At 69.1% G+C, this 13998-nt stretch carries 10 protein-coding genes; 5 read left to right on the forward strand and 5 right to left on the reverse strand.

What is annotated here, in order from left to right; translation table 11 throughout:
• Positions 1–144: 144 nt before the first annotated feature.
• Positions 145–579 carry a cupin domain-containing protein gene (locus ACFKCF_RS48085; protein WP_394502224.1) on the forward strand — a complete coding sequence of 145 codons (435 nt, stop codon included), beginning with the start codon at positions 145–147 and terminating at the stop codon, positions 577–579.
• Positions 580–999: 420 nt separating this feature from the next.
• The gene (locus tag ACFKCF_RS48090; RefSeq protein WP_394502226.1) at positions 1000–1470 is read left to right on the forward strand and encodes a carboxymuconolactone decarboxylase family protein; all 471 of its coding nucleotides are present in this window, start codon (positions 1000–1002) and stop codon (positions 1468–1470) included.
• Between the two features lie 286 nt (positions 1471–1756).
• On the opposite strand, the gene ACFKCF_RS48095 is transcribed toward ACFKCF_RS48090, so the two are convergent.
• The 3 genes from ACFKCF_RS48095 to ACFKCF_RS48105 all read right to left on the reverse strand — a co-directional run bounded on the left by ACFKCF_RS48095 (position 1757) and on the right by ACFKCF_RS48105 (position 6361).
• On the reverse strand, positions 1757–4381 hold the full coding sequence (locus ACFKCF_RS48095) for a DUF6493 family protein (protein ID WP_394502228.1): 2625 nt from the start codon (positions 4379–4381) through the stop codon (positions 1757–1759).
• A 553-nt stretch (positions 4382–4934) separates the two neighbouring features.
• The gene (locus tag ACFKCF_RS48100; RefSeq protein ID WP_394502230.1) at positions 4935–5771 is read right to left on the reverse strand and encodes an MBL fold metallo-hydrolase; all 837 of its coding nucleotides are present in this window, start codon (positions 5769–5771) and stop codon (positions 4935–4937) included.
• Positions 5765–6361 (reverse strand): dihydrofolate reductase family protein, encoded by a 597-nt coding sequence (locus ACFKCF_RS48105; RefSeq protein WP_394502232.1) that lies wholly within the window; start codon positions 6359–6361, stop codon positions 5765–5767. The genes ACFKCF_RS48100 and ACFKCF_RS48105 overlap by 7 nt, the downstream gene beginning before the upstream one ends.
• Positions 6362–6435: 74 nt before the next feature.
• On the opposite strand from ACFKCF_RS48105, the gene ACFKCF_RS48110 reads away from it, so the two are divergent.
• Positions 6436–6933, forward strand: a complete 498-nt coding sequence (locus ACFKCF_RS48110) for a winged helix-turn-helix transcriptional regulator (protein ID WP_394502234.1) — start codon at positions 6436–6438, stop codon at positions 6931–6933.
• Positions 6934–7078: 145 nt separating this feature from the next.
• Here the strand turns inward: ACFKCF_RS48110 and ACFKCF_RS48115 are convergent, their stop codons facing one another.
• Together ACFKCF_RS48115 and ACFKCF_RS48120 are read right to left on the reverse strand one after the other, a co-directional pair.
• A complete protein-coding gene (locus ACFKCF_RS48115; RefSeq protein WP_394502236.1) occupies positions 7079–9130 on the reverse strand; it encodes a YncE family protein in 2052 nt (683 codons plus the stop codon).
• Positions 9131–9352: 222 nt separating this feature from the next.
• A complete protein-coding gene (locus ACFKCF_RS48120) occupies positions 9353–10231 on the reverse strand; it encodes a phosphorothioated DNA-binding restriction endonuclease (protein WP_394502238.1) in 879 nt (292 codons plus the stop codon).
• A 64-nt stretch (positions 10232–10295) separates the two neighbouring features.
• Here ACFKCF_RS48120 and ACFKCF_RS48125 point away from each other — a divergent pair, with 64 nt between their 5' ends.
• Together ACFKCF_RS48125 and ACFKCF_RS48130 are read left to right on the forward strand one after the other, a co-directional pair.
• Entirely contained in the window at positions 10296–13367 is a 3072-nt protein-coding gene (locus tag ACFKCF_RS48125) for a DUF3427 domain-containing protein (protein ID WP_394502239.1), read from the forward strand.
• 238 nt (positions 13368–13605) lie between these two features.
• Complete coding sequence (locus tag ACFKCF_RS48130; protein ID WP_394502241.1) at positions 13606–13998, forward strand: hypothetical protein; 393 nt, start codon at positions 13606–13608, stop codon at positions 13996–13998.

A 13998-nucleotide genomic window follows, 5' to 3' on the forward strand; every position in this document is an offset into this window, starting at 1 on the left:
CGGCACCCGTCCCCTCCCCGCGCGTGGTCGCCCCCGGGTAACGTCGCGGAGCCGTGTCACAAGATCGGGAGCTGCCCTGTCTACAGGGACGAACCGGCGGCCGCGCCCCCAAGCACACGGCGGCCACGCCTCAGAAGGGACGAGATGAACAAGCTCCATCGCATGGGACTCGCGGCGACCGCCGCCGCCGCGAGCCTCGCCCTGCTTCCCGGCACGGCGAACGCCACCCCGAGCAGCGGCGTCAGCGCCACGGTTCTCTTCCAGAGGACAGTGGGCGAGCAGGACTACATCCTGCGCGAGATCACGGTCGAGCCGGGCGGCAGCACCGGCTGGCACTACCACGAAGGCACCCTCTACGGCGTCATCCGCAAGGGAACGCTCAGCCACTTCCGCTCCACCTGCGAGTCTGACGGCGTGTACGAGGCCGGGCAGGCCATCGTCGAGCCCAGCGGCTCCGACCACGTCCACATCGGCCAGAACCGGGGCGACAAGCCCGTCGTCATGGAAGTGCTGTACGTGATCCCGCACGGCGCGCCGCTCTCCGTGGACGCGCCGAACCCGGGGTGCGAATTCCAGTAGGAAACCACCCCGCACCAGCCCTGACGGAGTGACGCCGGTCACTCCGCCGGGGCCAGGGCATCACTCCAGTGTGGAAATGGTCACCAAGCGTAGATGGAAGTCCAGAACGATCCAGCGCGCGCGTGCCCACGACACGGGAAGAACCGCGCTGGCCGCGGTGGGACAAGACCAGCACGATGAAGCATCGGCGCTGCTGGGAGCGGCTGCTCATCGACCTGGACGGCCGCGGTCGCCGGGCCGACGGCCTTCGCCCACGCGTTCGATGCCAGCGGCTGCACACGTCGGTGGTTCTCGAGGTCGGGGCCGCAAACACAGGTTGTCTTCACACGTGTTCCGTGCCGGCGTACGCGCGGGTTGTCACAGATGCGGGAGGCTCCCGGTCATTAGGTGGTAACTGTTCCGTACCCAGGGAGATCCGTCATGGAAGCGCGTATCGACTACTTCGGCAACGCCCTCGCCGGCAAGGTCATGAAACACCTCAACTCGACCGGCGCGGCGGTGCGGACGGCCCTCCCGGTCGCCACTCAGGAGCTGGTGAAGATCCGTGCCAGCCAGATCAACGGCTGCGGTTTCTGCACCGACATGCACACCAAGGACGCCCTCGCCGCGGGTGAGGAACAGCAGCGTCTGAACCTGGTGGCCGTGTGGCGCGAGGCCACGATCTTCACTGACGCGGAGCGCGCGGCGCTGGAGCTGACCGAGCAGGGCACGCGCATCGCGGACGGCGCGGGTGGCGTGTCGGACGAGGCATGGGCGAACGCCGCGAAGCACTACGACGACGACCAGCTCGCCGCTCTCATCTCGCTGATCGCCGTCATCAACGCCTACAACCGCATCAACGTCATCAACCGGCAGCCCGCCGGCGACTACACACCGGGCATGTTCGGCTGAGTCGGCCGCTCCGGCCCGCCCGGACACATACCGTCCGTCGCCTGGCCGTCCCGACCCTCGGCCAGGCGGCGGACCGGCCGCCCGGCATCCGCCGAGCCGCGCGGTACGCACACCGACCGCCGCCCTCGTCCGAGGGTCACCGCTTCCCCGGCAGACCGTGGCTGTCCCACGGGCAACAGAAACCAAAGGCTCGCAGCGATGACGCACTGACCGATGCCATTCGCGCAATCGCCGCCACCGTTCCCGCCCCAGACCTTGATCACGAGCAAGGGTTCGAGATGATGCCTCAGGCGGAAATTGTCTCGTGCAGACGCCGCGCCTCATGGACCAGCAGGCTCGAGCCCTTGCGTGCCGCCAGTTCCGCCAGCCCCGGTAGGTCGTCGCGCGCCCCGGCGAGCACCGCCGCGCGCACGGCGACCTTGAGCAGTTCGCCCAGCCCCGGCCTGGCCCTCTCACCGGATCCGGGCAACAGCAGCGGCACCGCCTGGGCCAGGGCCGCCCACACGTGGGCGTGCGCCCCGGCCGCCGTGACCTCGTCGAGGACGCCGGTGATCCGGTTGAGTTTCACTTGCTCACCGCAGACCATGTGGCCCACGGCCCGGCCGAGGTCAGCTGCGGGCAGTTCCCCGTACGCGACCAGCGTGAGCATCGCGTCGGCGGCCAGACCCCGCTGGGCGGGGCTGGGATGGTTCATGGCGACAACGATCGTGCTCGCGGTCGCGATGCCTGCCGGGCCGGCGTTGTGCGCCAGAGCGGCCACGACCTCCACCGGACCGCTCGATGGAAGGCACTCGAGGAGGTGCGCGGCCAGGGCCTCCCGATGCGACGGCATGATCGAAGGCCACCACACCATGTTCCGGGAGAAGGCGGGATAACCGGTCTTGGGTGCGAGAGTCCACAGCTCGGCGAGCGGCCCAGGCACGCCCTCGGGTGGTGCGAGGCGGGCGTGCGCCTCCTGCAGCGACTGGTGGTAGGACGCCGGGCGGTCGAACGCTCCGAGTTCCCAGGTCACGACGGGGTCGGGCAAGCCGCCGTCGCGCAGGCAAGCTGCCAGCCGGCGGCCCGCCTCCGACGGCAGCCTCTCCGCCCGCACGGCCAGTTCCGGATCGATCCTGCGTGACAGTCGCAGCAACGCCTGCAGGAAGTCGTACTCGAGCGGATCGGCGCCGCCCAGTCGCTCCATGCGCGCGACCAAGGTGGTGGCGTCGACGTGCCCGGTGGGCGCGGTCGGCGTGGCCAGCAACACGGGAACCGTCTCATCCCGTTCGAGCAGGGATAGGACCTCACGGAAGCGCTGCTGGACGAATTGTTGTGGGGCAGGCTCGGAGCTCGGCCAGCGACTGCTGTCGTCATTCAGCAATGCGGTCAACTCGCGGCTGTTGGAGGGCGACACGATGGCCAGCGCGCAGCGCCACAGCAGGAAACCGATGTTCTCGTCAGTGCCGGAGATGCCGTACGCGTAGGCTCGCGCTTCGAAGGGAAGTTGCCAGTTCGCCCGCCACCAGGGCTGTAATCCGGCTACGACGGCGTCACGATCCTCGTGGGTCAGCTCGACCAGGCCGGACAGGACACGCTCGATCCGCGCTGGATCCTGTGGCCAGAGCGGTTTGTCCAGCTCGGCGGCCAGTTCCGCCACTGACACGATGGGCGGGGGCAGGGCCGGTAGCGCCGGCACGGTCAGCACGGTGGCCATGGGCTCAGGCTCAGCCTCGTCCACCATGCCGAAAGCGGCGGCCAGCCGCTGGCGCAGGTCGGTAGGCAGCCGGGTGGCCGCCTCGCGGACCGCCTCCTTATCGGGTTCGGCGGTGTGCGGGGCGAGTTTGACCGCGACGCGCACCGCACGTTCGCGCAGGCTAGGAGTGTCGACGTCGAACACGGGCGCCAGCGCGGCCACTGCGGCGGCGCCCCTGGCCGGGGGCGCGTCGGCGATCCACTTCACCGCGGCCGCCATGTTCTTCTTCTCCGGCCGGTACGCCAGCGCCTGGACCGCCTCGGCGAACAGGTCCGCCTCGAGCGCTCCCGCGGACTCCGCCCGGTGCAGTTCCTCCAGCGCGAGCTGAACCAAAGGCGAGGACGCCGACGGCAGCACGCGGACGAAGTCGGTCACCGGGATCTCGGCCGCCTCCGGCTTCAGCGCCCTCCACAACTTGATGAAGGAAGCGGCCTCAGCCGCATCGCATCCGGTCAGGAACCGGCTCACGCAGCCGTCGAGCAACGCCTGACGCGGCACGCGGCCCGTCCGAGCCAGCTCGACCAGCTCGCTGATGATGGTCCGGCTTCCCTCCCAGGGTGGATTCCAGCCCAGCCCATCCGCCACGCCCGCCGCCTGGAACAGGCGCGGCAGCATGTGATCGAGCAGCCGATCATCGGCGAGCACGGGGATCCCGTTGTTCATCCAATGCCGCTCGACCGTCCGCAACACCCACCCGGACACGAACGCGTCGTTCTCTGGCGGCTCAACGCCCGTCTCGATCACCAGCGCCGCGGCCAGGTCCCAGGCTCTCAGTGACTGCACGCGCCGCCAGGTCGAACCGGAGGGGGCCGGCCGCAACCGCCGTACCAGGCGGACGGCCAGGTCGCGGCGCCACTCCAGCGGCCGGTTCCCGAGCACGGACATGACCTGTACGGCGTCAGCCTTCGGCTCCACCCCACTCAGCTCCCGCCGGTTGAGCCAAGACGCCACCTGCTCCGCCCCGCTCAAGCAGGCCGCCCCGGCCAGGCGATAAAGGGGCGCCAGCTCCCAGATTCGCCGTTCGGCCTCGAACCCGGCGCGCCTGCGTTCGCTCAGGTGGGCGGGCAGATGCCGGGCCACCGCGCGTCTGTCGTCGTCGTTGAGCCCGTGCAGGAACGCTACGAGGCTTGCGGCGGAGCCAGTCTCGATGCGGTCGAGCACCTCCTGCACGGGGTTCACGCGAGTGCCTCGATGCAGGCGGAGCATAATCTGTTCTCGATCACGGGCCGCAGCCTATTGATCGACACCGACAATCGGTGTGGCTCACCTCTGTAGCCATCGTGCGTAAGCTTCCCAAGGAAAGCTTGTGAGCTGCCAGGCTTGAGCAGATGCAAAGAAAGCCCTCGCGCGCAACCGAAAAGAGCACTCTTTCCCGAACGACGTGGGCGGCGTCCGCTTGACGCCGATCGGCGCCGCCCTGGCAGGCGCTCTCGTACTGCGTGATCCCCTGCCTGGCTCGGCGTTCGGTCTCCTACCGTCGCGGAAGACACCGTGGGTCGGACTGGACGGCATCGAGGTGGAGCACACCGTGCACCACCGAACGCTGCTCCGCCCGCCGCCTTCCAGCACTTTTCAGGTAGCCGGGATCGCCGTAGGACCGTAACGCACGTAATTCCTCCTTGGTCAGGTCGGGTAGCGGCATGTTGGCCTCAGCTCATGCGCGCCCATCGGCATTGCTGGTGTGCCGTAGAGCGTCGTCCAACGGATTTGCGGCCGTGTCGCACACCGATCGCTAGCGGGGTGTCCCGTCGCGCTCGCTTCTTTGGGCCAGGCGCTGGAGTTGCCCTGTGTGCACATAGCTCACCCATTCCCAGCCAGGCTTGGCCGATGGGCCGATCCGCGGGTCGCTGGGATCCCGGCCGTCACGCAAGGCGTACACGTATGCCCGATCCTGGTCGATCCGTGCCTGTACCTGGTCGGATCCGCCGACGGAACCGTGGCCCGGGACGATGACATTGACGTCGCCCGCCACGCCCTCGAGCAGCCGCAACGCGGTGAGGTAGTCCTCGATCGGGTCAGCCGTGCCGTCCAAGTCGAGCATCGGAATCAAGACATCAGAAAGCATGTCGCCGGCGACGAGAACCCCGCGTTCCTCGATCAACAGCGCCGCGTGGCCCGGGGCATGCGCTTGGTGCTCGATGATCCGGACTTGAGGGCCATCCCAAGGAATCTGCGCGGTTTCGGCGGGCAGGCCGGTGATGAGGCCGAGCAGGTCAAGCGGTACCTGCCCGGCGACTTCCGTCTCCTGGAGGTGGGCGGCGATGCGGGCCTTCGCACCTGCGTCCGATAGCTGATCTCGGACAGTGGCCGCGCAGCGCGCCGTGCCGTAACGGGGCGCCTCGCCGAGCCGGGCGTGCCAGAGCAGGTGATCCCAATCCGGATGCGTGGAAAACCCTGCCACAACGGGCCGGCCCAACTCGCGAAGGTCGTTCGCGAGGCAGTCGATCTCAGAGCCGGTCACCCCGGGGTCGATGAGCAACGCACCGGCCCGGCCCTGGACCACAACGGCGTTGCTCTGCACGAACTCGCTCTCGTGGACCAGCACACCCTCCGCGACCTGCCTCAGCACGAGCTCGCCTCCCTTGCGTCCCGGATGGCGTAGTGGTGCATCGTGACGCCCTGCTTGAACGATCGCTGCTCGAGCAGGTCGAGCTCGATCGGCACGTCGTAGTCGTCGAACAGCGGCCTGCCGAAGCCGAGGATCGCGGGATGGGTGAAGAGCAGCAGCTCGTCGAGCAGCCCCGCCCGAAGCAGCTGCGTCGCGAGCGCCGCGCCGCCCACACTGATGCTGCCGTCGGTCCCGGCCCGCAGGGCGGCGAGTTGCTCGATCGCGTCGTCTCCGCCGATGATCCGGGTGTTGTGATCGGCGCTGCGGCGGGTGTGGGAGACGAGCACCTTGGGCTTGGCGGTCCAGATCTCGCCGTACTCACGCATGTAGTCCGGCAGCGACGCGTCCTCGCGCGCCCGTGGCCAGTACTCCTCCATGACCTCGTAGTAGACCCGGCCCTGAACCATGAGCGCGAGCGTCTGCGTCAGCGCGTTGCACTCGCGGTGCAGTTCCTCGTCGATGCGCAGCCACTCGCCAGCACCGTTGTCCCCCGGCACTTGCTCGATCCGCAGGTCGAGGGACACCTGCATCGAGTAGATAAGGCGGCCCATCAGCTCCTCTTCCCAAAAGTGATTGTATTATGCAACTACTATAGGTGGGGTGAAATACCTGTCAAGGAGGAATCGTGGAACCACGGTCCGGATGTCCGATCAACGCCGCCGTCGAGGTGCTCGGAGATCGCTGGTCGTTGCTCGTGCTGCGCGACGTCATCTTCGGCGACCGCCGCTACTTTCGGGCGCTGCTCACCGGATCGATCGAGGGCATCGCTTCGAACATCCTCGCCGACCGCCTCGTGCGGCTCGTCGACGCGGGGATCCTCACCCGCGGCACCGCCGCGAGGGGGCAGCGCGCTCGCTACAGCCTCACTGAAGCCGGTATCCAGACTCTTCCGATCATGTACGCCCTCGGCAACTGGAGCCTCGACTGGCGCCCGGGCAGCGCCGAGCTCCGGAGCCGGCAGCAACTCATGCGCGATGAGGGTCCGGCGTTCATCGAGGAGCTCATGGACGAGCTTCGCGTCCGCCACCTCGGCGCCCCGCCGAAGCCGCACGACGGTCCGGGCCCGTTCGAGCGCCTCGACGCCGCCTACGCCGCGGCCGCTGAGCAAGAACACCTGTCGTGATCAAGCGGGCCGGGCGGTGGTCTCCCGCATGTTTGGGGCCGATGACAAGGCGACTTGTCCGACGCGTGAGCACGAAACGGGCGGCCCGGGTGGCGGGGCAGCCACCCGGGCCGCCCGGGGATCGTCGGCTCAGCGGCTCCGTTCTTTAACCGGGTCGCCCGCGAACCGTAACCAGGTGGGTGGCTTCCGCGGCAGCCGCGAATGTCGAGTCGCCGGCCCACTTGACGCTGTAGGTGTATTCGCCGCCATCATCAGGTGTATCGGTGAAGGTGAACGACCCGTCATCGGACACCGTCACGTCCGGCAACGCCTTCCTGACGGTGCCGTCGCGGCCGACAAAGGTGCGTTGCACCGTGAGCACGGCATTCGGTGAAGGGAGCCGGCCACCGCCGTCCAGTTTGCCGCTGACTTCGAGCTGCTCTCCGGCGATCGCCTTCTCGGGGCCCGACAGGGTGAGGACCGTCTGGCGTTTGGCAACCGTCACCGGGAACCAGGCCAGGGACGAGCTATAGACGGAGTCCCCAGCCCAGCTCACCTCGTAGTAGATGACGCCGCCCACCGACGGTGTGTCGGTGACGGTGAATGTGCCGTCATCGGCGGTCGTCACTTCGGTGAGGGGCTTCTTGACGTCGCCGGGAAGCTTGCGGGATACCGCCAGGCGTTGCGCGCCGGGAGCCGAGCCGCCTGCCAGGGCGAGGCGGCCGGTCAGGGTAAGCGGTTCGAAGACGGCCGGCTCGGGCGACGACGTCACCGTCACCGAGGAGGAGCGCTTGTCCACGGTGAACCACGGCGACCAGGCCGTGGTCCACCGGAAGGTCGAAGTGCCCTCCCAGACGACCTCGTACCTGTGCAAGTCGACGGCCTGTGGGGTGTCGGTGACAGTGAACGTGCCGTCCTCGGCGGTTTTCACCTCGGGCAGGGATTCCACGATGCCGTACGGTCGCTGACGGATGACGGACAACGTCTGTACGCCGGGGGTCGAGCCGTCCGGCAAGGTGAGCCGACCGGTCAGCGTGAGAGGTTCGAGCACGGTCGCCCGCGTGGGAGCGGTCAGGCTGAGCGTACCCGCGGGAAGCGTGACGTCGGGCAGCCGTGCCAGGTAGAGCCGGTCCGACTGTCCCCTCAGCACGACGAAGACCGTGGTGCCGGAGATGGCGATGCCGCCAGGGACAACGGATGCCTGGTCGGCCTGGTGCGTGTATTCGAACGTCCGCTCCGCGGTGGCGACGTCGAACATCTCGACGGTCGGACGACGCGCCATTCCGCCCACCAGATGGGAGCCGTCCGGATCGAGGGTGATGGCGCTCCCCGGCTGCGTGCCGTAGCTGCGGACACGGGTCATGGCGGTGGTGTCCCAGCTGTCGACCCTGTACGGGTAGCCGAAAGCGGAGAACAGCGTGGCGCCGTCCGAGGTGATGGTGAGGTCGCTCGGGTTGGACAGGTCATTCGTGACGCCGCTGATGACACCGCGGCGGGTGACGGTGGCACCGGACACGTCGTAGATCAAGAGATCGCTGGGGGTCCTGCCGGTGATGCCGACGGCCAGCGTCCCGCCTGCGGCGGCCAGGAGCGGAGGGCTGGGCAGCCCGGTCTCGACCTGCGTGAACCCCGGCTCCGCCGCGGACACGTCGAAGCTGACGACACCGTTCTTGTTGTCGTAGATGCTGCAGCCGTAACCGACATAGAGGCGACTGCCTGCCAGCGACATCGTCGACGGGCACGGATAGGCGGTCAGGTCGATGCGCCGCTTGATGGCGAGGGTTTCGGTGTCGATCTCCACGACCTGGTTCGCGCCCCTGACCGCCGCGTACAGGCGCGAGCCGTCGGCCACCGATGCGAGCTCTGACACGCCCGGGAGGTCATGGATGGTGTCGGTGACAGAGCCCTGGGCGTTGGCGACGGCGATGCGGTCGGCGGCGGAAACGAACAGCTTGTCGCGGCCCGCGGCGATGTCGCCGCTTCTCAGGCCGGACGGGAGAGAAACGCCGAGGTCCGTTTTGGAGTCGGCCGCGCTGGCGGCGGGCGCTTGGGCCACGATCAGGCCTGCTGCGACGATCGGTACGGTGCAGAGGGTGAGCAGCCGGCGGGCTAATCGAATGACCGCGGGTCGAGGCGATGATGGAGCGCGATCAAGGCGTCGCGTTGACAACATGGTTCCTTCAAAATCGTTCATCAGTGCGAGAAGCCATACGATCAAGCCATGACAGTGATCGGATGTCAAGCTTGACGGACCGCAGTCGGGTCACAACTGCGGGTCGATCAGGCGCACATCGCGACCGACGCGCGTGCACCATCCCAACATCCGGGGGTTCCGGTCGCTGCCGACGACCGTCAAGCCCCGTTGATCGGAGAGTCGGCGTACTCGGCGCGGGCGGATCATGCCGACGGCGTCAACCCAGACCGTGGCGGTCCGGTGGTGTCAGCTGCGGGCGGGGGTGCGGAAGACCTGGCGGCTGTGCCAGCTGATGTGGTCAGGCTCCACCGCGTCCAGGCCGGGCTGGGGGCTTCGGGCGGGGCGGCCGGACAGGGAGAGGACCATGTCGCGGGACGCCTGCGACCGGCCCACGAACCTGGCGGAGACGGCGATGGTCCGGTCGATGGTCAGGCCGAGGACGCCCTTGTCGAATAGTTTGTGGTGGATCGCGCACAGGCACAGGCCGTTCGCCACGTCGTCGGGCCCGTCGAAGGCCCACCAGCGCACATGTGCCGCGTCCAGGCCCACCGCCGCGCCGTCGAGCCAGCCGTCGTAGGAGCAGAACGCGCAGCAGTACTCGTACGCCATGAGCACCCGGTCGCGGAAGCCCGGGTCACGGCGCGCGACCGGCGGTGTCCTGAGCGCCTCGCCCGGCTCCAGGTCGAGGCCGGCCAGCAGGCACAGGTCCGGGTGCAGGGACGGGGCGAAGTTGGCGTCCAGGAGGTGGCGGGCGATCCGCCCCAGCAGGCCGGGCTCCTCCGACAGGGCGCGGGCCAGGTCGGGGTGTAGGCGGCCGGTGGCCTGGCTGTCGCGCAGGCGGCCCAGCTCCGGGCCCGGGCTGCCTGCGCCGTGGCGGGTGTCGACCAGCCAGAGGCCGTCGTTCGTCAGATGGTGGAAGGGGTAACCGGGGCTGGTGTCGCGGGGCGGACCGTACTCCTTGAGCAGTTTCCTGAGCTCGGCCTCGGCGGCGCTGAACGGGATGGGCCGGTTACCGTGCCGTTGGAAATGGCCCAGGGCGTACAGGAGGAGGAGCGGCTTGTGCGGTGCGCGCTCGCCGCCCCTGGTCCAGCGCCGGATCTCGGCGACCCGCTCGATCCAGTCCACGATCGGCCAGTGTAAGGCGATATTCCGTGGGTCGCGGTGGCCGGCCGCGCCCTATAGTCACCGAGTGAGCGATCTCCGGCCGGGCGTTTACCAGCATCTGATCACCCGTGAGCTGGACGGCCTGCTGCGTGCCGTTCCCGATCGCGACCTGGTCGACCGGCGATCGTTGGACATCGCCGACTCCCACGAGACGCTGGCCCGGCATCTGGCCGCGCTCACGCGCCGGGCGCTGCGCTCCGTACGGGGCGAGAACGACGCGGTACGGCTGGCGCGGCAGGTGGAGATCGTCAACCGGGTCGCCGACCTCATCGGCGATCTGGTGCCCGAGGCCGCCTCGCCCGAGGAGCTCCTGGAGGCCGCCGAGGAGCTGCTGGGCGTCGCCAGGAGCCGGGATCGGGATGCGGCCGGTCGGGTACGGTTTCCGGCGCGGCCGGTGATCCCCCTCACCGGCAGCGCGTTGCTGGTCAACGGCCGCGGACAGCCGGAGATCGGCCATGAGCTCAAGCGGGAGCTGGCCTCGGCCGATCGGGTGGATCTGCTCTGCGCGTTCGTGAAGTGGAACGGCGTGCGGGTGCTGGCGGAGGCGATCGAGGAGTTCGTGGCGCGGGGCGGCCGGCTGAGGGTGGTGACCACCACGTACATCGGCGCCACCGACCGCCTGGCCCTGGACCGGCTGGTGGCCATGGGCGCCGAGCTCCGCGTCTCCTACGACACGCGAATGACCCGGCTGCACGCGAAGGCGTGGCTGTTCCAGCGGGACAACGGCCTGTCCACGGCCTATGTGGGCTCCTCCAACCTGTCGCGCACCGCCCTCAGCCATGGCCTGGAGTGGAACGTACGCCTCGCTCAGGCCGAACAACCGCACCTGATCGACACGTTCGCGGCCACGTTCGACGACTATTGGGGCGACCCGTCCTTCGAACCCTACGATCCGGCGCGGGACGCCGAGCGGCTCGACCGCGCCCTGTCGGCCGAGCGGGCCGGTGGCCGGGCGGTCGTGCTCGACTTCGCGCACGTGGATGTCCGCCCGTACTCCTACCAGCGGGAGATCCTCGACGAGCTCGCCGCGGAACGGCAGATCCACGACCGGTGGCGGAACCTGGTCGTCATGGCCACCGGCACCGGCAAGACCGTGGTCGCCGCGCTCGACTACCGGCGGCTGCGTGCGGCCGGGCAGGCGGAGTCGCTGCTGTTCGTCGCCCACCGGAAGGAGATCCTGCGGCAGAGCCTGCTCACGTTCCGGCAGGTGATGCGGGACGAGACCTTCGGCGAGCTGTACGTCGACGGCGCCCGCCCGGAGCAGTGGCGGCACGTGTTCGCCTCGGTTCAGACGCTGCACGCCAACCCGCTGCCGGAGCCGGACCGGTTCGACATGGTGGTGGTGGACGAGTTCCACCATGCCGAGGCCGCCACGTACCGGCAGCTGCTCTCCGGCGTGCGGCCCAAGGTGCTCCTCGGGCTGACCGCGACGCCGGAACGCGCCGACGGACAGGACATCAAGCACTGGTTCGACGGCCGGATCGCCGCCGAGCTGCGATTGTGGGAGGCGCTGGAGCGCGGGCTGCTGGCCCCGTTCCAGTATTTCGGCGTCCACGACGGCACCGACCTGCGCCAGCTCGGCTGGCGCCGGGGCCAGGGTTACGACCTCGGCCAGCTCTCGAACGTCTACACCGGCAACGACCGCCGCGCCGCCGTGGTGTTGGAGACGCTGCGGCGCAAGGTCGGCGACGTCGGGCGGATGCGGGCCATCGGGTTCTGCGCGAGCGTCGATCATGCCCGGTTCATGGCCGACCGGTTCACCCGCGCGGGGCTCCCGTCGGTGGCCGTCACCACGCACAGCCGGAACGACGAGCGTGACCAGGCGCTGCGTGACCTGCGAGAGCGTCGGATCAACGCGGTGTTCACCGTTGACCTCTTCAACGAGGGCGTCGACGTCCCGGAGATCGACACCGTGCTCTTCCTGCGGCCCACCGACAGCGCCACCGTCTTTCTGCAGCAGCTCGGGCGTGGGTTGCGGCTGGCCGATGACAAGCCGTGCCTGACCGTGCTCGACTTCGTCGGCCATCAGCACAAGCAGTTCCGCTTCGACCGGCGCTACCGGGCGCTCACGGGCGCGAGCCGTACCGGCATCGCGCGGGAGATCGAGCAGGGGTTCCCGACACTGCCGGCCGGGTGCGTGATCGATCTGGACCGCGACGTGCGCCGACTGGTCCTCGAGAACGTACGGCAGGCGCTCAGCCTGAACTGGCGGGACCTGGCACGCGAGCTCCGCGAGCTGGGGGACGTCAGTATGTCCGCGTTCCTGCGGGAGACCGGACTGGACGTGGAGGACCTCTACCGGCGCCGTCAGGGCTGGGCCGCCCTGCGGCACACCGCGGGACTCGAGGTCGCGGCCCCGGACGAAGGGCTCGGGCGCGCCCTGGGCCGAATGCTGCACATCGACGACGTCGAGCGCCTGACCTTTGTGCGCGAGGTGCTGGGCGGGCGCGCTCCCCGGTCACCGCGCGAGCTACGCCTCATGGCCATGCTCGATGCGATGTTGTGGGGCGGCACCGAGCCCGTCTCCGGCATGGAAGCCCGCCTCGCGCGGCTCACCGGTGCCCGTGCCGCGGAGCTCGGGGAACTGGCGGACGTGCTCCGCTCGGGAATCCGGCACGTCGCCCCGCCGCTGGACCCGGTCGTGCCGTTGCACGTCCATGCCCGCTACAGCAAGAACGAGGTGCTGGCGGCCTTCGGCATCGACCGGCCCGCGCACATGCGGGAAGGGGTCAAGTACGTCCAGGAGCATCGGGCGGACCTGTTCTTCGTGACCGTCGACAAATCCGAGGACCATTACTCGCCCACCACGCTCTACCACGACCGGGCGATCAGCGAAGAGCTGTTCCAGTGGGAGTCGCAGAGCACGGTACGGGCCTCCGCCGCCACCGCCCGCCGCTATCTGACGGGTGAGTCCACGGTCCATCTCCTGATCCGGCAGTCCAAACGTGACGAAGGGCTTGGTGCTCCGCCGTACACGTACGCCGGGCCCATGCGGTACGTGAGCCACGAGGGCGAGCGACCCATCCGCTTCGTCTGGCGCCTGGACCACCCGCTCCCACCCGAGGTGTTCCATTACGCCAAGGCCACCGCGGGCTGAGCGGACGCGGGCGTCATGAGGCCGGCAGGTCGAAGTGGACAGCGTTCCTCGGTGCGGCGACTCGGAGGCGTCCCCGAGGGTCGCGGCGCTGCCCAGGCCACGACGTCCTTGACGGATTCGGCCCTCAGGGAAGAGGGCGCAGGTCTCGAACAGCGAGCCCGCCGCCATCGGGGTTTCTGTCGTTCGCCGCTGCTATAGATTGCCGCACCGCCTGATCTTCATGGAAGCAGGGTGTCCGATGGCATCAGTGACGTTTCGCGACGAGACCGCGACCGGCCGGGCTCTGGAGGAGTTCTCCGTGCCCGAGCTGCCCGAGCGGATCTCGGCCCGGGAGCTGGTACGGCTGCGCGTACGCGAGGAGGTGGCCCGCTACAACGCCTCCCCCTCTCATCATTTCCGCGGTCTGGTCAAACCGACCGATGCCGAGGCCGAGCTGAACGGCTACCGGCTGCGGAGCGCGCGCCGGCTGGACTGGGAGAAGCAGGCCGGCGCCGCCGAGGCCGCGTTCGCCCGCAACGGCTTCCTGCTGCTGGTCGGCGACCGGCAGATCCTGGATCTGGACGATGAGATCGACCTGGTCGCCGACCCCGTCGTCTCCTTCGTCAAGCTGGTCCCGCTGGTCGGAGGCTGA

Origin of the sequence: Nonomuraea sp. JJY05, assembly GCF_043496855.1 — a bacterium.
Taxonomy (GTDB): domain Bacteria; phylum Actinomycetota; class Actinomycetes; order Streptosporangiales; family Streptosporangiaceae; genus Nonomuraea.

Bases quoted from the DNA above. Each gene is read 5' to 3' on its own strand.
- ACFKCF_RS48085 (WP_394502224.1), top strand. From the start codon at position 145: ATGAACAAGCTCCATCGCATGGGACTCGCGGCGACCGCCGCCGCCGCG.
- ACFKCF_RS48090 (WP_394502226.1), top strand. From the start codon at position 1,000: ATGGAAGCGCGTATCGACTACTTCGGCAACGCCCTCGCCGGCAAGGTC.
- ACFKCF_RS48105 (WP_394502232.1), bottom strand. From the start codon at position 6,361: ATGGGCCGCCTTATCTACTCGATGCAGGTGTCCCTCGACCTGCGGATC.
- ACFKCF_RS48130 (WP_394502241.1), top strand. From the start codon at position 13,606: ATGGCATCAGTGACGTTTCGCGACGAGACCGCGACCGGCCGGGCTCTG.